The sequence below is a fragment of the Amycolatopsis suaedae genome (assembly GCF_004214935.1).
GTDB classification, from domain to species: Bacteria; Actinomycetota; Actinomycetes; order Mycobacteriales; family Pseudonocardiaceae; genus Amycolatopsis; species Amycolatopsis suaedae.
The window spans coordinates 38,776-58,783 of record NZ_SFCC01000026.1; the positions used below are offsets into that span (position 1 = coordinate 38,776).

Consider the following 20,008-nt stretch of genomic DNA (forward strand, 5'->3'; position numbering starts at 1 on the left):
GGGCCGGGCTCAGGTGTAGTCGTAGAAGCCCTTGCCGGTCTTGCGGCCCAGCCGTCCGGCCGTCACCAGGTGCTCCAGCAGCGGGGCGGGCCCGAACCCGGCCTCGCGGAACTCCCGGTACAGCGTGCGCTGGATGGCGAGCGACACGTCCAGGCCGACCACGTCGAGCAGCTCGAACGGTCCCATCGGCAGACCGCAGCCGACCTTCATCGCGGTGTCGATGTCGGCGGCCTCGGCGTAGTGGGCCTCCAGCATCTTCACCGCGTCGTTGAGGTACGGGAACAGCAGCGCGTTGACGATGAACCCGGCGCGATCGGCACAGTGCACCGGGTGCTTGCGCAGCCGCTCGCACACCGCGTGCGCGGTGGCGAGCACCGCCGGCCCGGTCGAGATCGTGCGCACCACCTCGACCAGCTTCATCGCCTGCGCCGGGTTGAAGAAGTGCAGGCCGACCACGTCCGACGGCCGCGTCGTGGCCGCCGCGCACTCGATCACCGGCAGCGACGACGTCGTGGTCGCCAGCACCGCACCGGGCCGCAGGACCCGGTCCAGTTCGGCGAACACCGCCCGCTTCACGCCGAGTTCCTCGGCGACGGCCTCGACCACCAGGTCCGCCCCGGCCAGGTCGGCGAAGTCCACCACCGGCCGCAGCCGCGCGGCCACTTCCGCGGCGGCCTCCTCGGTGAGCCTGCCCTTGCGCACCGACCGGTCCAGCGACGACCGCACCCGGCCGGCGGCCGCCTCGGCCTTCGCCGCGGTGCGGCCCCGCAGCAGGACCTCGAAACCGGCCTTGGCGAACACCTCCGCGATCCCGGTCGCCATCGTCCCGGTACCCACGACGCCGACCGTCCGGACCTCCCGGGCCGCCGAGGTGTCCACAGTGGACGCCGGGCCGTCGTCGACGACGACCGGCGAGTCCGGCTCCCGGTAGGTGTAGAAGCCCCGGCCGGACTTCCTGCCGAGCAGGCCCGCCGTGATCATCTGCTTGAGCAGCGGCGCCGGGGCGTGCAGGCGGTTGCGTGACTGGTGGTACATCGTGTCGAGGATTTCGTACGCGGTGTCCAGCCCGATCAGGTCGAGCAGCGACAGCGGCCCCATCGGGTACCCGCAGCCGAAGCGCATCGCGGCGTCCAGGTCCTCCCTGGTGGCGTAACGCTGCTCGTACATCGTGACGGCGTGGTTGAGGTAGCCGAACAGCAGCGCGTTGGCGATGAACCCGGCCCGGTCGCCGATCACCACCGGGGTCTTGCCGAGCTTCTCGGCCAGCGCGACCACGTCCCCGACCACGTCCGGCTCGGTGACGACCGTGCGCACCACCTCGATCAGCTTCAGCACCGGCGCCGGGTTGAAGAAGTGCAGGCCGACGACCTTGCCCGGGCGCGAGGTGTGCACGCCGATCTCGGTCACCGACAGCGACGACGTGTTGGAGGCCAGGATCGTGTCGGGCCCGGTGATCCGGTCCAGCTCGGCGAACACCTCGGCCTTGAGGTCCAGGCTCTCCGGGATCGCCTCGATCACCAGGTCGACGCCGGCGAGGTCGGCCAGCGACGTGGTGCCGCGAATGCGGCCGAGCAACGCCGCCCGCCCGTCGGCGTCCAGCTTGCCCCTGGCCACGGCCCGCTCCGTCGAGTGCTCCAGGTGACCGCGCCCGCGGGCCAGGCCGGCGTCGTCCACCTCCACCGCGATCACGTCGAGCCCGCTGCGGGCGAGCACCTCCGCGATGCCGGCACCCATGGTGCCCAGTCCGATCACGCCAACGCTGGAGAACTCTCGTGCCACGACGGCCTCCGGTGGTTACTCGCCGGTAGTAACCCGTCGATGGTGGCACGATTTCGCCTGGACCCAGTCCCTGAATCGAATGAGTCCCAGGTCGAATCACTCGTCGAAGTTGCGATTCACCAGTTCGGAGACGCGCCGCAGTGCCTCCGCGGCCTGTTCGCCGGACGCCCGCACCTCGATCCGGTCGCCCTTACGCGCTCCCAGCGACATCAGCGCGAGCACGCTGTGCGCGTCGGCCTCGTTGTCACCCAGCCGGACCCGCACCTCGGCGCCGAGGTCGGTCAGGCTGCGCGCCAGCAGCGCTGCCGGCCGGGCGTGCAGGCCGACGTCGTTGCGCAGCAGCAACTCGACGCTCTGCTGCTCACCGGCACCCGGCGCGGCCGCGGCCAGGTCCGGCGGCGCACCGGCCGCCGCGGCTGCCCGCGCCACCGCCTCCAGGTCGTCGCCGCCCTGCGCTGCGACGGCCGCCGCCACCGCTCCCTCGACCAGCGGCGCGTCCACCACCACGGCCGCGTCCGGGTCGGCCGCCGACTCGACCGCCAGCTCGGCGGTCATCTGCGCGCTGCCGAGGTCGTAGAGCAGCACCACACCGGCACCGGACTCGGCCCGTTCCATCGCCGTGCGGACGACGTCGAAGTCGGTGCCGATGGCACCTTCCTCCAGACCGCCGGCGGCCAGCACGGTGACGTCCGGCGCCATCTGCGCGGCCAGCTCGACGACGCCCTCGGCCAGCTTCGCGCTGTGCGACACGATGACGAGCCCCACCCGGCTCATCGTGCCGCCTCGGCGAACGCGCGCAGCAGCAGCGCGGTGGACCGCGCGCCGGGGTCGAGATGGCCGACGCTGCGCTCACCCAGGTACGACGCCCTGCCCTTGCGGGCCACCATGTCCACAGTGGACTCGGCACCGACGTCGGCCGCGTCCGCGGCGGCCAGCAGCACGGCGGCGACGTCGCCACCGGCGGCGGCCTTCTCCTCCGCGGCCGCCACGGCCGGGGTGAACGCGTCCACCATGGTGGCGTCGCCGGTCTCTGCCTTGCCCCGCGCCCGCACGCCCTCCAGCCCCGCCCGCAGGGCGAGGACGACGGCTTCCGCGTCCAGCTCGGCCCGGTCGCCCAGGGTCGTCGACGCCCGCAGGAACGCCGTGCCGTACAACGGTCCCGCCGCGCCGCCCACCTTGGAGATCAACGTCGTCGCCACGGTCTTCAGCACCCCGCCCGGCGTGCCGGGCACCGCCTCGTCCAGCGCCGCGACCACCGCGGTGAAGCCGCGGTTGAGGTTCTCCCCGTGGTCGGCGTCGCCGATGGCCCGGTCGAGGTCGATCAGCTCCACGCGGTGGTCGGCCACGATCGCGGCCGCGCCACGGACCGCCTCGGCGACACCGTCCGCCGTGCACGCCATCGTCAGACCCCCCAACGCAGCGCCGGGGTGTTGACCGGCGCGTCCCACAGCTCGGTGAGCTCGTCGTCCAGCTTGAGCAACGTGATGCTGATGCCCTGCATCTCCAGGCTGGTGATGTACGGGCCGACCAGCCGCCTGCGGACGTTGATCCCGCGCTCGGCGAGCAGCCGCTCGGCGATGCCGTGTGCCAGGTACAGCTCGATCTGCGGGGTGCCTCCCATGGAGTTGGTGAACAGCAGCACGTCGTCGCCCTCGGCGAACGGCAGGTCCCCGGCGACCGCGTCGACCATGCGGGCCACCAGCGCGTCGGCCGGCTCGGCGGGGATGCGCTCACGGCCCGGCTCACCGTGGATGCCGATACCGAACTCGATCTCGTCGTCGGCGAGGGTGAAGCTGGGCTCGCCCGCGTGCGGGACGGTGGGCGGGCTCAGCGCCACCCCGATCGACCGCACCTGGCCGATCACCTTGCGGGCCACGGCCTCCACGTCGTCCAGCGAGTCGCCCCGCGCGGCCGCGGCGCCGGTGATCTTCTCCAGCGGCACCGTGCCGCCGACGCCACGCCTACCCGCGGTGAACGTCGAGTCGGCCACCGCGACGTCGTCGTCGATGACGACGCTGCGCACGTCCAGTCCCTCGGCAGCGGCCAGCTCGGCGGCGGTTTCGAAGTTCAGCACGTCACCGGTGTAGTTCTTGACGATCAGCAGCGTGCCCGCGCCACCGGCGGTGGCCATCACGGCGGCCTGCACGGCGTCCGGCGTCGGCGAGGTGAACACCGCTCCCGGAACGGCCGCGTCGAGCATGCCCGGCCCGACGAACCCGCCGTGCAGCGGCTCGTGCCCGGACCCACCGCCGGAGACGACCGCGACCTGCCCCGCCACCGGCGCGTCGGCCCGCACCACGAGTGCCGGGTCCTCGACGACGCGGACCAGGTCGCCGTGTGCGGCGGCGAGCCCGCGCAGCGACTCCGTCACCACCGTCGCCGGATCGTTGATGATCTTCTTCATTCGGCCTCCAACGTCGGGGTCAGGAGGTGGCCAGTTTGGCGAGAACCCCCTTGGCGACCATCATCACCTTGCCGCACGGGTCGTCCTTGGCGACGTCCTTCTCCGTCAGATTGTTGTACCTGATCGTGACGACTTCGGCTGACTGGTCGTCCGCCCCGCCCTGCTTCCAGGACAGCGAGCACTCCGACTGCTCGCGCTGCGGCGCCTCCTGGAAGCCCTTGACGTCGCCCTCGATGACGACCTCCTGCTTCTTCGACCCGGCCGTCGGCGCGTCGGTCTGGCGGAACAGCACGCTCAGCGTGGGCCCCCTGCCGCTCCAGAAGCACTCGTGGACCCCGCTCGACCCACGCTTCGGCTCCATGCCCAGCACGTTCTTGACGACGGCGCCGTCCAGCGTCGCGCACGGGTCGACCGTGCCGATCGACTCCTTGGGCAGGTCCCACTTCTCCGGGCCGCCGCGCAGCTTGGCGATCACCTTCTCCAGCCCGTTGCGGGCGGCGCCGCACATGTCGCCGCCGGGGTAGGACACCAGGGCGGTGATGCCCTGCGCCGGGTCGCGGGAGGTCAGAACCTGCACCATGCAGACGGTGTCGCTGTTCTTGGCCTCCTCCGCGGGCAGGCCCGCGACGACCTTGCCGTCCTTGCCGACCGTGCTCGCCACCGACTCCCCCACCTTCAGGGTGAAGCGGAGCTGCTTGCCGCCCGCGTCGGTCAGGCTCACCACGCACTTGTCCCAGCCGTCGGCCTCCGGAGCGCCGCCGCTGCCCAGCTCGCCGATGACGTCGGGCGCGAGCAGCCCGCACGGCTTGGCTTCGCGAAGCGCCGCCGACGCGACGGCCGGATCGCTGATCGGAGCGTCCGGCGCGGCCTGCGACGGCGGCGGAACGGTGGTGCGCTGGTAGTTCGACTTCGCCAGGTCGGGACCGCCACAGCCGGCGGCCAGCAGGAGTGCGGCCGCCGGCACGACGAGGCGGAACCGGGTGGTGCGAGCGGGATCAGACACGGGGTGCACGTTAGCGGCCCGTGGGCCGCCACGCGCACACAACGTCCTACTCCGTGTCCGGTTCCGCGGGCACCAGCGGGCGCAGCTGCGCCCACAGCACGAACGCCGCGGCGAACACCAGCATGCCGATGCCCGCCCACAGGTTGATGTTCACGCCCGCGGCCTTGGCCAGCTCCTCGTCCGTGGTGAAGCCGATGCCCATCACGGTGAGCACGACCCCGTAGACGCCGACGAGCAGGGCGATGATCATGCGGATGTCGAACGCGGAACGGCGGCGGGTCTTCGATTCGGTAGCCATGGTTCGCGCCTCCTAGAAGATGATGTTCAGCACGATGGTGACGACCAGGACGATCCCGGCCAGCAGCCCCGGGCTGCGGTACCAGCCGGCGTCGTCGCCCGTCGTGGAGTGCTGACGCGACTCCTTCGGCGTGAGCGAGTACACCAGCCCGGCGAGCTGTGCCTCCGGCTTCGGCTGGGTGGCGTAGGTGACCGCGACGCTGACCACGATGTCCACCACGAACGCCGCACCGGCGCCGACGAAGCTCGCGCCCTGGCCGGGCAGGTCCACCGCTCCGGTCTCGGCCATGATGAACACCGCGACGGCGGCGGCCGTACCGGAGACCAGGCCCGTCCAGCCCGCTGTCGCCGTCATCCGCTTCCAGAACATACCGAGGATGAACGTGGCGAACAGCGGCGCGTTGAAGAACGAGAACAGCTGCTGCAGGTAGTCCATCAGGTTCGAATAGCTCGACGCGATGAACGCGGTCCCGATGGCCAGCACCGTGGCGACCGCCGTGACGATCCGGCCGAAGCGCAGGTAGTACCCGTCCGGCCGGTCCTTCTTGATGTACGCCTGCCAGATGTCGTAGGTGAACACCGTGTTGAAGGAGCTGAGGTTCGCGGCCATACCGGCCATGAACGAGGCCAGCAGACCGGCGATGGCGATGCCGAGCATGCCGTTGGGCAGCAGGTCCCGCATGAGGAACAGCAGCGCCTCGTTGTACTTGACGCCCGCGTAGGCCGGGTCGCCGGCCTTCTTGCCGATCATCTCCGTCACCGCGACCGCGGCGATCATGCCGGGGATGATCACGATGAACGGGATGAGCATCTTCGGGAACGCGCCGATGATCGGCGTGCGCCGCGCGGCCGACATGCTCTTCGACGCCATGGCGCGCTGCACCTCGACGAAGTTCGTCGTCCAGTAACCGAACGACAGCACGAAGCCGAGACCGAACACGAGGCCGAGAACCGAGAGGAAGTTGTCGCCGAAACCGGTCAGCTCGTTGCCCGGCCAGGACGACAGCTGAGCGGCACCGCCCGGGCTCGCGGTCACCTTGTCGACCAGGCCCTGCCAGCCGCCGACCTTGTACAGGCCGACGACCGTCAGCGGCACCAGCGCGGCGACGATGACGAAGAACTGCAGCACCTCGTTGTAGATGGCGGCGGAAAGGCCGCCCAGCGCGGTGTAGGCGAGCACGATGACGGCGGCGAGGATGACCGACACCCAGATCGGCCAGCCCAGCAGCACGTTGACGACGGTCGCCAGCAGGAACAGGTTGGCGCCCGCGATCAGGATCTGGGCCAGCGCGAAGCTGACGCCGTTGACCAGGTGCGCCGGTTTGCCGAAGCGCCGCAGCATGAACTCGGGAACACTGCGGACCTTGGAGCCGTAGTAGAACGGCATCATCACGATGCCGAGGAACAGCATGGCCGGCACGGCGCCGATCCAGAAGTAGTGCGCCGTCGGCATGCCGTACTCGGCACCGTTGGCCGACATACCCATGACCTCGATGGCACCCAGGTTGGCGGAGATGAACGCCAGACCGGTGACCCACGCGGGCAGCGAGCGGCCGGACAGGAAGAAGTCGAGACTCGTGTTGACCTGGCGCCTCGCCAGATACCCGATCCCGAGAACCAGCAAGAAGTAGAACGCCAGCAGCACGTAGTCGATCGCTGACGCGTCGAGCCGCAGGTCCGATTGCGCGAGGACGTGCACCCGGCCCACCTCCAAATCAACAGCATCCAACAGAGAGCGCCAAACTCAAACTCGCCCGGGACCTTACTCCATCAAGTCGGGCTTTGACCCCCTGCCGATCCGAAGTAGTTAAAAAAGTCTGAATTCGTCCGACTCGGTGCCCCTGAGCTTGTCGTAATCCAAGGTCACGCACCGGATCCCGCGGTCCTCCGCGAGCGTCCGCGCCTGCGGCCGAATCAGCTGCGCGGCGAACACACCCTGTACCGGAGCGAGCAAGGGATCACGATTCAACAACTCCAGATAACGAGTCAGTTGCTCGACGCCATCGATCTCGCCACGACGCTTGATCTCGACCGCGACGGCGCTGCCCTCGGCGTCGCGCGCGAGGATGTCCACCGGCCCGATCGCCGTCGGGTACTCCCTGCGGACGAGCGAGTAGCCGTCGCCGAGTGTGGTGATGTGCTCGGCCAGCAGCTCCTGGAGGTGAGCCTCCACCCCGTCCTTCTGCAGGCCCGGCTCGGCGCCCAGTTCGTGACTGGAGTCGTGCAGCACCTCCTCGATGCTGATCACGAGCTTCTCGCCGGCTTTGTTCTGCACCGTCCAGATGTCTCTGTCCTCGATCAGCCAGCACGGCGGGCTCATCCAGTTCAGCGGCTTGTAGGCCCGGTCGTCGGAGTGGACGGACACCGATCCGTCGGCCTTGACGAGCAGCAGCCGGGTGGCCATGGGCAGGTGGGCGGTCAGTCGGCCGGCGTAGTCGACCTGGCAACGAGCGATCACGAGACGCACCCGGCGAGGGTAGAAGACAGCGGTGCGCCCCGGTGGAGGACACCCCGCTGCACCTACTGTTGGTCCCGTGATCGAGCGACTCGGGTCCAAGGAGATCTACCGGAACAACTGGATGGTCGTGCGGGAGGACGCCATCCGCAGGGCGGACGGCTCCGACGGCATCTACGGCGTGGTGGACAAGCCGACGTTCGCCCTGGTCATCCCGGCCGACGGCGACCGGCTGCACCTGGTCGAGCAGTTCCGCTACCCGGTCGGCAAGCGGGCGTGGGAGTTCGTCCAGGGCACCGCGCCGGAGCGGGCCGACGTCGACCCCGCCGTGCTGGCCGCACGCGAACTGCGTGAGGAGACCGGGCTGCGGGCGGAGTCGATGGTCGACATCGGCGGTCTCGACCTCGCGCCCGGCCTGACCAGCCAGCAGGGCCGGGTCTACCTGGCGACCGGCCTGACCGAGGGCCCGCCGCAGCGGGAGGTCGAGGAGCAGGACATGCGGACCGCGTGGTTCACCAGGGCGGAGTTCGAGCGGATGGTGCGCGAGGGCGTCATCACCGACGCGCAGACGCTGGCCGCCTACACCCTGCTGCTGCTCCGGGAACGGTGACGGGCCCCGGCGAAGTCGGCCGCCAGGTGTGAGCAAGGGAGCTTTACTAGCGAAGAAGGGTAGTAAAGCGCCCTTGCTGCCTTACGGGTGTGACTGGTGGGGCTGGTGTGGTGATCTCGATGCCGGTGTTCGGTGTGAAGGCCGAGTTTCTGTCGTCTCACGTGATGAAGGTGGCCTTCACGAACATCCCGCCCCGCGGTTGCGGCCTCACCAGTCACACCCGGCCCAGCAGACCCAGCCGCCACCACGAAAGAGACCCAGCAAACTCCCCCAATGTGGCATTGGGGAACTTCAACTCCCCCAATGCCACATTGGGGGCGCACAGCACCCCCGGACTTTGCCGTTCACGGCATAGTCCGGCGCTTCTCGGGCCGGGGCGTCAGTCCGGCCAGTCGGGCTTGCGCTTCTCCAGGAAGGCGGCCATGCCCTCGCGGGCACCGGGGAGCTGGGACGCCGCGGCCATGACCTCCAGCGCGATCGCGTAGGCGTCGGCCTCCGGCCGGTCCAGCTGGGCGTACAGCGTCTGCTTGCCCAGCGCCTTGCTGGCGCGGCTGCCCCGCGTGGCCCGCTCCAGCAGGGCGGCGACCGCGGTGTCCAGCTCGGCGTCCGGGACGACCCGGTTCACCAGACCCCAGTCCAGCGCCGTCGCGGCGTCGATCGGGTCACCGGTCAGGGCCAGCTCCATCAGCCGCTTGCGCCCGACGGCCCTGGCCACCGGCACCGCCGGGGTGTGGCAGAACCACCCGCCCTTGCCGCCGGGCAGCGCGAACCCGGCCGACTCGGCCGCCACCGCCAGGTCACAGGAAGCCACCAGCTGACAGCCCGCGGCCGTCGCCAGCCCGTGCACCCTGGCCAGGACGACCTGCGGAACGCTCTGGATGGTCTGCATGACGTCGGTGCACAGCCGCAGCAGTTGCCGTACCCCGGTCAGGTCGCGCGCGGCGACATCACCGAAGTCGTGGCCGGCGGAGAACACCGGCCCCGCGCCCGCGAGGACGACGCCGGTGGCGTCGGACTCCCCCGCCGCCCGGAAGGCGGCCAGCAGCTCGGCCAGGTGCTCCTCGGACAGCGAGTTGCGCCGGGCCGGCCGGTTCATCGTGATGGTCACCGTCTCGGCCTCGTGCTCGACGAGGAGGTGTTCGTACTCGCCCATGCCCCGACGGTAGCCCGCGGGCGGTCAGTCGACCAACTCGCCGTCCAGCAGGCCCATCAGGACCTGGTCGTACCACTTGCCGTCGCGGCGGAAGGCCTCCCGCTGCCTGCCCTCCTCGACGAAGCCCAGCTTGCGGTAGACGTGGATCGCCCCGGTGTTCTCCGCGACGACCCACAGGCTGATGCCGTGCAACCGCATCTGGTCGAACCCGTAGCGGCAGAGCACCCGCACGGCGTCCGTGCCGTAGCCGCCACCGCGGAAGTCCGGCTCGCCGATGTAGACGTCCAGCCAGGCCCGGCCGGACTCCGGCTCCGCCCCGCTCAGCCCGATCACGCCGATCGGCCGCCTCTCGGCCAGCGTCTCGACACACAGGGCCAGCTCACCGTAGGTGTTGGGTGCCCGCTCCTCGCAGCGCTTCACGACCTGCGCCAGCGACGTCGGGTAGCCGTTGATCATCCACCGGCCGACCTCCGAATCCTCGTTCCACCGGTGCAACGCCTCGGCATCCGCCGGTTCCAGAGCGCGCAGCCGCACGAGCTTCCCGGTCAGCGTCACGCCCGCTCCAGCACGGCCCGCAGGAACTCCTGGGTACGCGAGTGCTCGGGCTCGCTGAACAGTTTCGCGGGCGGGGCGTCCTCGACGATCTGGCCCTGGTCGAACATCAGCACCCGGTCGGAGACGTTGCGCGCGAACTCCATCTCGTGCGTCACGCACAGGATGGTGATGTCCGTGGTCGACGCGATCTCCTTCAGCAGCGCGAGAACCCCGGCGACCAGCTCGGGGTCCAGTGCCGAAGTCACCTCGTCCAGCAGCAGGACGTCCGGGCGCATCGCCAGCGCCCTGGCGATGGCCACCCGCTGCTGCTGACCGCCGGACAGCTGCGTGGGATGGGCGTCGGCCTTGTCGGACAGGCCGACCATCTCCAGCAGCTCCCGCGCGCGGGACTCGGCTTCCTCTTTGGACAGTCCGAGGGTCCGGATCGGAGCCTCGGTCAGGTTCTGCAGCACCCGCATGTTCGGGAACAGGTTGAACTGCTGGAACACCATGCCGATCCGCTTGCGGACGGCCCGCTGGTGCTTCTCGTCGGCGGGGACTTCCCTGCCGCCCCTGGTCATGTGGGTCAGGCACTCGCCGTCGACGGAGATCTTCCCGCCGTCGATCCGTTCCAGCGTCATCAGCAGCCGCAGGATCGTGGTCTTCCCCGACCCGCTGGGGCCGATCAGCGTGACGAACTCGCCCGGCGCGACGGTGAAATCCAGCTCCCGCAACACGACGTGATCGCCGTAGCGCTTGACCACACGGTCGAACCTGATCATCTCAGAGTTGGCCGACACGACGCTCCATCCTCCGCACCAGAATCGACGCCGGCAGACTCACCAGCAGGAACAACACACCCGCCATGGTGTAGGGCTCGATGACCCGGAAGGTCTCGGCACCCACCTCCTTGGCGCGGTTCAACACGTCGAGCAGACCGATCCCGAGCAGCAGCGGGACCTCCTTGAACATGGAGATCGTGTAGTTGCCCAGCGCCGGAACCACCCTCGGCACCGCCTGCGGCAGGATGATCCCCGTCCACACGCGACGGCGCGGCAGGCTCAGTGCCGTCGCCGCCTCCCACTGTCCCTTCGGGACGGCCTCGATGCCGGCGCGGTAGACCTCCGAGGTGTAGCAGGCGTAGTGCACGCCGAGCGCGATCACGCCGGTGACGAACGGCGACAGCTTCATTCCCAGCGCGGGCTGGATCAGGTAGTAGAACGCGAACACCTGCACCAGCAGCGGCGTGCTGCGGATGAACTCGATCACCGCCCACAGCACCTGATCGAGCACCGGCACCCTGGCCTGCCGCACCACGGCGAGGACGAGCCCCGCGACGTAGGCCAGCAGCGACCCCAGCACCGTCACCTCGACCGTGACGAGCAGGCCCTCCAGCAGCGTGGGCAGTGAGTCGAACGCGGCTTCCCAGTCCCAGTCCATCAGACCGACACCCCCGCCGACTCCGGGGCCTTCCCGCCGCTGTACAACCGCTTGCGCTTCGGCGGCGTCCGCCCGAGCCTCGCCGCGGTGATCCGTTCCAGCCAGCGCATCACCAGCGTGATCAGAACGGCCAGCAGCAGGTAGAACACCAGCTCCGTGCCGTAGATCCAGGCGATGTCACTGCCGTACACCGGCCGCAGCAGCTCGCCCTGCTGCGTGATCTCGCCCGCGGTGATGAACGACAGCAGCGCGGTGCTCTTCAGCAGCTGGATGAACAGGTTGTTGAACGGCGGGATCATCTCCACGACGGCCTGCGGCAGCAGCACCCGGAACATCCGCTGCGCGGGCGTGAAGTTCAGCGCCAGCGCGCCCTCGTGCTGCGCCTTCGGCACCGACCGCACCGCGCCACGCACGATCTCCGCGCCGTAGGCACCATGGTTGAGGCCCAGCACCAGGATGCCCGCGAACAGCGGCACCAGCTTGAACCCGACCAGCGCGGGCAGCACGAAGAACAGCCAGAACAGCTGCACCATCTCCGAGGTGCCGCGGAAGACCTCCACGTACACCCTGGCGATGCCCCGCACGATCCTCGACCGCGCCAGCAGGCCCAGCCCCGCGACGAAGGCCAGCACGATCGTCAGCGCGATCCCGCCGACCGCAGCCCAGACGGTCGCCTGCAGTCCACTGAGGATGGACGAGAAAACATGGGAGAAGTTGTCCGGCACGACCGTGCCCTACGCGCCGCAGAGCCGCTCGGTGGTGACGTCCGGCTTGGGCAGGTTGGCCTGCGTGAAGCCGAACGGGGCGGTGATCTGCACCCACTGGCCGCTCTCGTGCAGCTTCTTCAGCTCCGCGTTGAACGCCTCGCGCAGCGAGTTGTCCTCCTTGCGGAACACGAAGCCACCGGCGGACACCACGGGCTTGCCGTTCTCCACCGGCTCGAAGCCCGGCGTGACCTCGACGGCGGAGCCCGGATTCTTCTTCACCAGGTCCTTGAGCGAGATGTCGGTCAGCACGGCGGCGTAGACCCGTCCGTCCACAACGGACCGGAGCATGTTGTCCTGGCTGTCCAGGGTCTGGATCTGGTCCTCGGCGACACCGGCGCTGGTGAGGTAGCCCTTCTCCACCGCGGCCGACAGCACGGCGACCTTGACCTTCTTGGCCGCGACGTCCTCCAGCTTGAGGATCTGCTGCGGATTGCCCTTGGGCACCAGCAAAGCGGTGAGCGCGGAGTAGTCCGGGATGGAGAACGCCGCGGCCTCGCAGCGCTTCGCGGTGATGTTCATGCCCGCGGACACGACGTCGAACTGCTTGGCGTTCAGGGCCGGGATGAGCTGGTCGAACGGAACGGCGGTGGGCTGGGCGTTGTCGATACCCAGCGCCTTGAACACGGCGCGTGCCACCTCGGGCGCCTCACCGGTGACCCGTCCCGACTGGTCGGTGAAGCCGTACGGAGCCTCGTTGGCGATGCCGATCTTGATCGTCTTGGCATCCTTGGCGGCCTGCAGGGTGTCCCCGCCTCCGCCCGTGCTCTCGCAGGCCGCCAGCAGGGTCGGACCGCCGACCGCTACCGCCCCCATCACAGCCGAGCGGCGGAAGAAATCGCGTCGCGTCCATTCACCGTGCGCCATGACCGCACCCCTTTTCGATTTGCCCTCGTTACGGACGAAACGTAGGCGGCGCACACGAGCGGGTCAAAAGAAGTTGAAAATCAACCACTCTCCGTTACCGGATGGTGATCGTTTCTAGGCCATCCGGCCTAGTGTCCTGCACCGGAGGTCCGGTGCCCAAGTCGGCGAGCACAGGTTGCCGCTGGCAAGGCGCCGGTTCGTCCTCGTACTGGACCGTACTCGGGCGGACCGGCGACGCCGTCAGCGGGAAGCTGGGCCCGGCGAATTGGACAGCGGACTTCCGGTGCTGGGCACTAGTCCATGTGCCTCCCTGATCACCGTGACGATCTCGTCCATGATCTCGGTCAGCTCGTAGTTCTTGGGCGTGAACACCCGCGCGATCCCGCGGTCGGTCAGCAGGGCGGCGTCCTCCGGCGGGATGATCCCGCCGACGATCACCGGCACGTCGGCGGCGCCGGCGGCCCGCAGGCCGTCGACAACCTCGGGCACGACCTCCAGATGCGAGCCGGACAGCACGGACAGCCCGATGACGTGCACACCCTCCTGCACCGCGGCGGCGACGATCTGCTCCGGCGTGAGCCGGATGCCCTGGTAGACCACCTCGAAGCCGGCGTCGCGGGCCCGCACGGCGACCTGCTCGGCGCCGTTGGAGTGGCCGTCGAGCCCGGGCTTGCCGACCAGGATGCGCAGCCGTTCGCCCAGCTCGTCACCGGTGGCGCGGACGCGCTCCCGCACCCGGTCCAGCTGCCCGCCCGGCTCCACGACGGACGCGGTCGCCGACACCCCGGTCGGCGCCCGGTACTCGCCGAACACCTCCCGCAACGCGCCCGACCACTCACCCGTCGTGACCCCCGCCCGCGCGCAGGCCAGCGTGGCGTCGAACAGGTTCCCCGTGGTGCCCGCGACGGCCCGTAGCGTCTCCAGCGCGCGCCCGACCTCGCCTGCGTCGCGGCGGTTGTTGCGCCACTCCTCGACGGCGGCGACGGCCTCCTTCTCCGCGACCGGGTCGACGGTGAGGATCGCCTTCGCCCCCTCGGCCTGCAGCGGGCTGGGCTCGGTGGTGTCGAACTTGTTGACCCCGACCAGGATCTGCTCGCCGGACTCCATCCGCCTGCGGTACTCCGCGAACGACGTCACCAGCTGCGACTTCATGTAGCCGCTCTCCACGGCCGCGACGGCGCCGCCGAGCTGCTGGACGCGGTCGATCTCGGCACGGGCGCCCTCGACGATCTCGCCGACCCGGGCCTCGACGACCTTCGAGCCGTCGAAGATGTCCTCGTACTCCAGCAGGTCGGTCTCGTAGGCCAGCACCTGCTGCATCCGCAGCGCCCACTGCTGGTCCCAGGGCCGCGGCAGGCCAAGCGCCTCGTTCCAGGCAGGCAGCTGGATGGCGCGCGCCCGCGAGCCACGCGACAGCGAGACGCCGAGCATCTCCAGGACGATGCGCTGGACGTTGTTCTCCGGCTGGGCCTCGGTGAGGCCGAGCGAGTTGACCTGGACGCCGTAACGCAGCCTGCGTGCCTTTGGGTCCGCCACGCCGTAGCGGTCGCGGGTGATCTCGTCCCACAGCGCGCTGAACGCCCGCATCTTGCACATTTCCTCGACGAACCGGACGCCGGCGTTGACGAAGAACGAGATGCGCGCGACCACCTTGCCCATGTGCTCGGGCTCGACCTGACCCGAGTCACGGACGGCGTCGAGCACGGCGATCGCGGTGCACAGCGCGTAGGCCACCTCCTGCACCGGTGTCGCACCGGCCTCCTGCAGGTGGTAGCTGCAGATGTTGATCGGGTTCCAGCGCGGCATGTGGTGCACGGTCCACGCGATCGTGTCGGTGATCAGCCGCAGGCTGGGGCCCGGCGGGAAGATGTAGGTGCCGCGGGACAGGTACTCCTTGATGATGTCGTTCTGCGTGGTGCCGGACAGCGTGGCCAGCAGGTCGGCGGTGTCGCGGCCCTCGGCACGGGCCTGCTCCTCGGCGACGGTCACGTACAGCGCGAGCAGCCACATGGCCGGGGCGTTGATGGTCATCGAGGTGTTGGCCTCGGCCAGCGGGATGCCCTCGAACAGCCTGCGCATGTCACCGAGGTGGGCCACCGGCACGCCGACCTTGCCGACCTCGCCGCGGGCGAGCTGGTGGTCGGGGTCGTAGCCGGTCTGAGTGGGCAGGTCGAACGCGACCGAGAGGCCGGTCTGCCCTTTGGCGAGGTTGCGGCGGTACAGCTCGTTGGACGCCGCCGCCGAGGAGTGCCCGGCGTACGTGCGCATCACCCAGGGTCGGTCACGCTCGCGGTCCGTTGGATAGGGCATTGGTGCACCTCCCGGCGTCCCCTGGGATTGTACTCGCGGGTAACATCGCCGGCCGGGTGGAACCGGACACACCGCGCGCCGGGAGGTCTGTGACCGAAATCCGCGTGCCCCGCGGGCTGGTCGCCCGTTAGGGTCGCTAGGCGTGACGTGGAGTGTGTACGGCAGCTACCTGGTCGTCGTGGTCCTGGTCGTGCTGGCGCCGGGGCCGGACACCATGGTCATGCTGAAGAACGCCCTCGCCGGTGGCTTCCGCGGCGCCCTGATGGCCAACGCGGGCATCCTCGCGGGCAATCTCGTGCAGGGCAGCGCCGCGGCGCTCGGCCTCAGCGTGCTCATCGTCGACTCGCAGCCGCTGTTCCACACGCTGCGCTGGCTGGGCGTCGCCTACCTCTGCTACCTCGGGTTCCAGGCGCTGCGCGGCGCGTGGAAGGGCGAGTACGCCCCGCCGGAGGACACCGCGCGCGACCGCAGGCGTGCCTTCCGCCGGTTCCGTGAGGGGTTCCTGTCCAACGTCACCAACCCCAAGGTGCTCGTGCTCTACCTGTCGGTGCTGCCGCAGTTCCTCAACCCGGCCACGACGACGACCTGGGACGCCCTGCTGCTCGCGTACACCGTCGGCATCCTGGGCTTCCTGTGGCTGCTGTTGCTGATGGTGTTCGTGCACCGCGTCCGGGAGTGGCTGCGGCGCCGCCGGGTACGGCGCACGCTCGACGCCGTCACCGGCAGCGCCCTCATCGGCTTCGGGACGCTCCTGGCCGTGGAGTAGCGAACGTGAGACGTATGCCCGACCAGCACCGCGCCGGTCGGGCCCGTCGGCGTCTGGACTGACGAGCCCCAAAGCTCGCGCAGCGAGCGACGGGCGAGGAGGGAAGACGCCGACTCAGGGGGCCCGACCGCGCCCGAGCGGAGCGAGGGCAGTTATTTCGAGTAGTCCGTGGACAGCCAGCGCTCCGGGCGCATGCGGATGATCACCGAGGTCGACCCGAAGTTCTCGTCGGTGAACGCGTTGCCCTCTTCCTCACCGAGGTAGCGAACGGCGATGGCTCGCACGATCTCGTCCGTCGCCGGCTCGATGGAGGTGACCGGCCCCTCGGCCGTGACGTAGCGGTACGGCGGCTGCTCGACCTGCGCGGTGATGGCGAACCGCCGCGCGGCGGTGATCAGCTTTTCCTTGACGGACCCGCGCTCGGTCCACAGCAGCACGTCGCCGCCCGGCTCGTAGCCGTACCAGATCGGCACAGCCAGCGGCGCGCGATCGGGCCGCTCGACCGCGACCACCCCCACGTGCAGTTCCGCCAGGAACGCCTCGCGCTCTTCGCTGGTCATCTTCGGCATGTCGGCCCTTTCGTGTCGGCGGTACTGACCTCGACAACCCGCGGGCGACGACGTTTTATTTCACGACCGGTCGGGCTCGCCTGCCACCCGCTCGATCCGCGCGCCGAGCCGGTTGAGGTTCTCCACGAAGTGCGGGTAACCACGGTCGATGTGGAAGACGTCCCACACCTCGGTGACGCCGTCCGCGCACAGCCCGGCCAGCACCAGCCCGGCACCCGCCCGGATGTCCGAGGCCCACACCGGCGCGCTCGACAGCTTCTCCACGCCCCGCACGACGGCGTGGTGGCCGTCGGTACGGGCGTCCGCGGACAGCCGGACCATCTCCTCGATGAAGCGGAACCGCGCCTCGTAGACGTTCTCGGTGATCATCGACGTCCCGTCGGCGACCGCCGACAGCGCGACCGCGAACGGCTGCAGGTCGGTGGCGAAGCCCGGGTAGGGCAGGGTCACGAAGTCCACGGCGGTCGGCCGGTCGGCCTGCACCACGCGGAAGCCCTTGTCGTCGAACGTGGTCACCTCGGCACCGGCCAGCCGCAGCTTGTCAAGCACCAGGTCCAGGTGATGGGGGTTGACACCGTTGACGGTGATGTCGCCACGGGTCATGGCGGCGGCGAACGCCCACGTCGCGCCCACGATCCGGTCACCGATCACCCGGTGCTCGGTGGGGTGCAGCCGGTCGACGCCGTGCACGGTCAGCGTCGACGTCCCCGCGCCCTCGATCTTGGCGCCCATCTCGGTCAGCATCGTGCAGATGTCGACCAGCTCCGGCTCGCGGGCGGCGTTGTCGATCACGGTGGTGCCCTCGGCGAGCACGGCCGCCATCAGGATGTTCTCCGTGGCGCCGACGCTGGGGAAGTCCAGCCAGATCTGCGCCCCGTGCAAGCCCTCAGCTTCGGCGACGACACAGCCGTGCTCGATCGTGCTGGTCGCGCCCAGCTTGCGCAGGCCGTTCTGGTGCATGTCCAGCGGGCGCTGGCCGATGGCGTCGCCGCCGGGCAGCGCGACGACGGCCTTGCGCAGCCGTCCCACCAGTGGGCCGAGCACGCACACCGACGCACGCAACTTGCCCATCGCCGCCGAGTCGGCCCGGTGGGACAGCTCGGCCGGGGTGGTGATGGTGGCGACGTCGGCGTCCAGCTCGACCGTGCAGCCGACGCTGCGCAGCACGTCGGCCATCAGCGGGACGTCGAGGATCTGCGGGCAGTTGGTGATCGTGGTGGTGCCTTCGGCCAGCAGCGCCGCGGCCATCAGCTTCAGCACGCTGTTCTTGGCGCCGACCACGTCGACCTCGCCGACCAGCCGCGCGCCGCCGTGCACGTTGAAGTGCTCGCTCATGGCGGCCAATTCTGCCGGGAAGGCACTTGGCGCCTCCGGGCAGGTCCCGCCGGAACGGCGGCTGTCCGGAAATAGGGAAGCCTGTTATCAACTGACCAACTGGAGGGCTCCAACGAAGGAGATCGACATGCCGAAGCGTGCCTTGCTCGCCGTCTGCGCCATCGCCGCCACCACGCTGCTGGCCCCGCCCGCCGTCGCCGCCGGACCGAGCGCAGACCAGCTGCGCCGGGCCGCCAGCTGCGCCAAGCAGATCTCCAACGGCAAGTTCTCCGAGGACTCGGGCGGGGCGAGGACCATCCCGGTGTGCTCGACCGGCTCGGCCGTGCACTGGAAGTCGGACTTCGACATCGACTGCGACGGTCAGGTCACCGCGCAGTGCAACAAGAACACCGACCCCTGGTTCCAGCCGGAGACGCACTGGCAGCAGTCCGACGGCAAGCACCTGAACTCGGCCGCGCTGCCGTTCATCGTCGTGCCGAGCGCGAACAGCACGTGGAACTTCAACAACCACAACATCACCGGCGGCACGGTGGCCGCCGTGGTCTACGGCAACCGAGTCGCCTACGCCGTCGTCGGCGACTCCGGGCCGGTCAACATGATCGGCGAAGGCTCGTACAAGCTCGCCCAGCAGCTCGGCATCGACCCGAACCCGAAGACCGGCGGGGTGTCCGGGCGGGTCGTGGACTTCATCCTGTTCCCCGGCGTCAAGGCCAGCCCGATCGAGGACAACCGCAAGGCCGTCACGCTGGGTGAGTCGGCGGCGAATCGCTTCGTCGGAAACGGTTAGTGTGAGGGCATGGTCGTTCGGATCAACCGCGTGTACACCAGGGTCGGCGACAGCGGCACCACCGCGCTCGGGGACGGGTCGAGGGTGCCCAAGACCGATCCCCGGCTGGCCGCCTACGCCGACGTCGACGAGACCAACTCGGTCATCGGCGTGGCGCTGGCCGCCGGCGGGCTGGCCGAGGACGTCGCCGTTGTCCTGCGGGCGGTACAGAACGACCTGTTCGACGTCGGCGCCGACCTGTGTGCCCCGGTGGTCCCCGACCCGCCGTACCCGCCGCTGCGCATCACCGAGCGCTACATCGAGCGGTTGGAGGCCTGGTGCGACGAGTTCAACGAGCGGCTGCCGAAGCTGACCTCGTTCATCCTGCCCGGCGGGACGGCCGGGGCCGCGTTCCTGCACCAGGCGCGGACCGTCGCCCGGCGGGCCGAACGGGCGGGCTGGGCCCTGGTGGAGGCCGACGAGGAGCACACGAACGCGCTCGCGGTGAAGTACCTGAACCGGCTGTCCGACCTGCTGTTCATCCTGGCCAGGGTCGCCAACCCGGACGGTGACGTCCTCTGGCGCCCCGGCGGCGACGCCTGAAGCTCGTGAAGGTCCCCTTCATTACGTGAGACGTCAGGGCCGCGGCAGGGTTCGGGTGCTGTGCGCCCCCAATGTGGCATTGGGGGAGTTCAAGTTCCCCAATGCCACATTGGGGGACTTTGCTGGATCTCTTTCGTGGTGGCGACTGGGGCCGCTGGGCCGCATGTGACTGGTGAGGCCGCGCAAGCTCGTGAAGGCCACCTTCACCACGTCTCACGTCAGGACCCCGGCAAAGTCGGGCGCCGGGCGTGAGCAAGGGAGCTTTACTAGCGAAGAACCTGGATCCACCGATGATGATGACGAATTGATCGTGTCGTAGACACGCAGATGCCCTCTGACCTGGGATTGTTGTT

At 69.7% G+C, this 20,008-nt stretch carries 21 protein-coding genes; 4 read left to right on the forward strand and 17 right to left on the reverse strand.

Annotation, left to right across the window (positions count from 1 at the left end; all coding sequences use genetic code 11):
* Positions 1-9 precede the first annotated feature (9 nt).
* From EWH70_RS34810 to nucS, 8 genes are all read right to left on the reverse strand, one after another.
* Complete coding sequence (locus tag EWH70_RS34810; protein WP_130479859.1) at positions 10-1,779, reverse strand: 3-hydroxyacyl-CoA dehydrogenase family protein; 1,770 nt, start codon at positions 1,777-1,779, stop codon at positions 10-12.
* 96 nt (positions 1,780-1,875) lie between these two features.
* Positions 1,876-2,553 carry a dihydroxyacetone kinase phosphoryl donor subunit DhaM gene (gene dhaM / locus EWH70_RS34815; protein WP_130479860.1) on the reverse strand — a complete coding sequence of 226 codons (678 nt, stop codon included), beginning with the start codon at positions 2,551-2,553 and terminating at the stop codon, positions 1,876-1,878.
* Positions 2,550-3,179: a dihydroxyacetone kinase subunit DhaL gene (gene dhaL, locus EWH70_RS34820; protein WP_130479861.1), complete on the reverse strand. Its 630-nt coding sequence runs from the start codon at positions 3,177-3,179 to the stop codon at positions 2,550-2,552. The genes dhaM and dhaL overlap by 4 nt, the downstream gene beginning before the upstream one ends.
* 2 nt (positions 3,180-3,181) lie before the next feature.
* Positions 3,182-4,183 (reverse strand): dihydroxyacetone kinase subunit DhaK, encoded by a 1,002-nt coding sequence (dhaK, locus tag EWH70_RS34825; RefSeq protein ID WP_130479862.1) that lies wholly within the window; start codon positions 4,181-4,183, stop codon positions 3,182-3,184.
* 19 nt (positions 4,184-4,202) lie between these two features.
* A complete protein-coding gene (locus EWH70_RS34830) occupies positions 4,203-5,186 on the reverse strand; it encodes a hypothetical protein (protein ID WP_130479863.1) in 984 nt (327 codons plus the stop codon).
* Between the two features lie 46 nt (positions 5,187-5,232).
* A complete protein-coding gene (locus EWH70_RS34835) occupies positions 5,233-5,484 on the reverse strand; it encodes a hypothetical protein (protein ID WP_130479864.1) in 252 nt (83 codons plus the stop codon).
* 12 nt (positions 5,485-5,496) lie between these two features.
* The gene (locus tag EWH70_RS34840) at positions 5,497-7,182 is read right to left on the reverse strand and encodes a sodium:solute symporter family protein (RefSeq protein ID WP_130479865.1); all 1,686 of its coding nucleotides are present in this window, start codon (positions 7,180-7,182) and stop codon (positions 5,497-5,499) included.
* Positions 7,183-7,290: 108 nt separating this feature from the next.
* Entirely contained in the window at positions 7,291-7,950 is a 660-nt protein-coding gene (nucS, locus tag EWH70_RS34845; protein ID WP_165436549.1) for an endonuclease NucS, read from the reverse strand.
* Positions 7,951-8,020: 70 nt separating this feature from the next.
* Here nucS and EWH70_RS34850 point away from each other — a divergent pair, with 70 nt between their 5' ends.
* Positions 8,021-8,548: an NUDIX domain-containing protein gene (locus EWH70_RS34850; protein WP_240687391.1), complete on the forward strand. Its 528-nt coding sequence runs from the start codon at positions 8,021-8,023 to the stop codon at positions 8,546-8,548.
* 379 nt (positions 8,549-8,927) lie between these two features.
* On the opposite strand, the gene EWH70_RS34855 is transcribed toward EWH70_RS34850, so the two are convergent.
* The 7 genes from EWH70_RS34855 to EWH70_RS34885 all read right to left on the reverse strand — a co-directional run bounded on the left by EWH70_RS34855 (position 8,928) and on the right by EWH70_RS34885 (position 15,616).
* Entirely contained in the window at positions 8,928-9,701 is a 774-nt protein-coding gene (locus EWH70_RS34855; protein ID WP_130479866.1) for an enoyl-CoA hydratase-related protein, read from the reverse strand.
* A gap of 24 nt (positions 9,702-9,725) precedes the next feature.
* Complete coding sequence (locus EWH70_RS34860; RefSeq protein WP_130479867.1) at positions 9,726-10,256, reverse strand: GNAT family N-acetyltransferase; 531 nt, start codon at positions 10,254-10,256, stop codon at positions 9,726-9,728.
* Complete coding sequence (gene ehuA / locus EWH70_RS34865) at positions 10,253-11,017, reverse strand: ectoine/hydroxyectoine ABC transporter ATP-binding protein EhuA (RefSeq protein ID WP_130479883.1); 765 nt, start codon at positions 11,015-11,017, stop codon at positions 10,253-10,255. Before ehuA ends, EWH70_RS34860 begins: the two co-directional genes overlap by 4 nt.
* Before the next feature lies 1 nt (position 11,018).
* On the reverse strand, positions 11,019-11,675 hold the full coding sequence (gene ehuD, locus EWH70_RS34870; protein ID WP_130479868.1) for an ectoine/hydroxyectoine ABC transporter permease subunit EhuD: 657 nt from the start codon (positions 11,673-11,675) through the stop codon (positions 11,019-11,021).
* Complete coding sequence (gene ehuC / locus EWH70_RS34875) at positions 11,675-12,400, reverse strand: ectoine/hydroxyectoine ABC transporter permease subunit EhuC (protein WP_130479869.1); 726 nt, start codon at positions 12,398-12,400, stop codon at positions 11,675-11,677. The genes ehuD and ehuC overlap by 1 nt, the downstream gene beginning before the upstream one ends.
* A 9-nt stretch (positions 12,401-12,409) precedes the next feature.
* Positions 12,410-13,306: an ectoine/hydroxyectoine ABC transporter substrate-binding protein EhuB gene (gene ehuB / locus EWH70_RS34880; protein WP_130479870.1), complete on the reverse strand. Its 897-nt coding sequence runs from the start codon at positions 13,304-13,306 to the stop codon at positions 12,410-12,412.
* A gap of 240 nt (positions 13,307-13,546) precedes the next feature.
* Positions 13,547-15,616 (reverse strand): protein meaA, encoded by a 2,070-nt coding sequence (locus EWH70_RS34885; protein ID WP_205669393.1) that lies wholly within the window; start codon positions 15,614-15,616, stop codon positions 13,547-13,549.
* Positions 15,617-15,758: 142 nt separating this feature from the next.
* Here EWH70_RS34885 and EWH70_RS34890 point away from each other — a divergent pair, with 142 nt between their 5' ends.
* Positions 15,759-16,382, forward strand: a complete 624-nt coding sequence (locus EWH70_RS34890; RefSeq protein WP_130479872.1) for a LysE family translocator — start codon at positions 15,759-15,761, stop codon at positions 16,380-16,382.
* 152 nt (positions 16,383-16,534) lie between these two features.
* Here EWH70_RS34890 and EWH70_RS34895 read toward each other — a convergent pair whose 3' ends face one another.
* The gene (locus EWH70_RS34895) at positions 16,535-16,942 is read right to left on the reverse strand and encodes a pyridoxamine 5'-phosphate oxidase family protein (RefSeq protein ID WP_130479873.1); all 408 of its coding nucleotides are present in this window, start codon (positions 16,940-16,942) and stop codon (positions 16,535-16,537) included.
* Between the two features lie 69 nt (positions 16,943-17,011).
* Entirely contained in the window at positions 17,012-18,286 is a 1,275-nt protein-coding gene (gene murA / locus EWH70_RS34900) for a UDP-N-acetylglucosamine 1-carboxyvinyltransferase (RefSeq protein WP_130479874.1), read from the reverse strand.
* Positions 18,287-18,413: 127 nt separating this feature from the next.
* Between murA and EWH70_RS34905 the strand changes: the two genes are divergently transcribed.
* Together EWH70_RS34905 and EWH70_RS34910 are read left to right on the forward strand one after the other, a co-directional pair.
* Positions 18,414-19,073, forward strand: a complete 660-nt coding sequence (locus tag EWH70_RS34905) for a glycoside hydrolase family 75 protein (protein ID WP_130479875.1) — start codon at positions 18,414-18,416, stop codon at positions 19,071-19,073.
* Between the two features lie 9 nt (positions 19,074-19,082).
* Entirely contained in the window at positions 19,083-19,655 is a 573-nt protein-coding gene (locus tag EWH70_RS34910; RefSeq protein WP_130479876.1) for a cob(I)yrinic acid a,c-diamide adenosyltransferase, read from the forward strand.
* Positions 19,656-20,008 lie beyond the last annotated feature (353 nt).

What these genes read in the sequence shown, in the direction of transcription:
- dhaM (WP_130479860.1), bottom strand. Translation starts at nt 2,553, where the DNA reads ATGAGCCGGGTGGGGCTCGTCATCGTGTCGCACAGCGCGAAGCTGGCC.
- dhaL (WP_130479861.1), bottom strand. Translation starts at nt 3,179, where the DNA reads ATGGCGTGCACGGCGGACGGTGTCGCCGAGGCGGTCCGTGGCGCGGCC.
- dhaK (WP_130479862.1), bottom strand. Translation starts at nt 4,183, where the DNA reads ATGAAGAAGATCATCAACGATCCGGCGACGGTGGTGACGGAGTCGCTG.
- EWH70_RS34835 (WP_130479864.1), bottom strand. Translation starts at nt 5,484, where the DNA reads ATGGCTACCGAATCGAAGACCCGCCGCCGTTCCGCGTTCGACATCCGC.
- EWH70_RS34855 (WP_130479866.1), bottom strand. Translation starts at nt 9,701, where the DNA reads ATGGGCGAGTACGAACACCTCCTCGTCGAGCACGAGGCCGAGACGGTG.
- ehuA (WP_130479883.1), bottom strand. Translation starts at nt 11,017, where the DNA reads ATGATCAGGTTCGACCGTGTGGTCAAGCGCTACGGCGATCACGTCGTG.
- ehuD (WP_130479868.1), bottom strand. Translation starts at nt 11,675, where the DNA reads ATGGACTGGGACTGGGAAGCCGCGTTCGACTCACTGCCCACGCTGCTG.
- ehuB (WP_130479870.1), bottom strand. Translation starts at nt 13,306, where the DNA reads ATGGCGCACGGTGAATGGACGCGACGCGATTTCTTCCGCCGCTCGGCT.
- EWH70_RS34885 (WP_205669393.1), bottom strand. Translation starts at nt 15,616, where the DNA reads ATGCCCTATCCAACGGACCGCGAGCGTGACCGACCCTGGGTGATGCGC.
- EWH70_RS34895 (WP_130479873.1), bottom strand. Translation starts at nt 16,942, where the DNA reads ATGACCAGCGAAGAGCGCGAGGCGTTCCTGGCGGAACTGCACGTGGGG.
- murA (WP_130479874.1), bottom strand. Translation starts at nt 18,286, where the DNA reads ATGAGCGAGCACTTCAACGTGCACGGCGGCGCGCGGCTGGTCGGCGAG.
- EWH70_RS34905 (WP_130479875.1), top strand. Translation starts at nt 18,414, where the DNA reads ATGCCGAAGCGTGCCTTGCTCGCCGTCTGCGCCATCGCCGCCACCACG.
- EWH70_RS34910 (WP_130479876.1), top strand. Translation starts at nt 19,083, where the DNA reads ATGGTCGTTCGGATCAACCGCGTGTACACCAGGGTCGGCGACAGCGGC.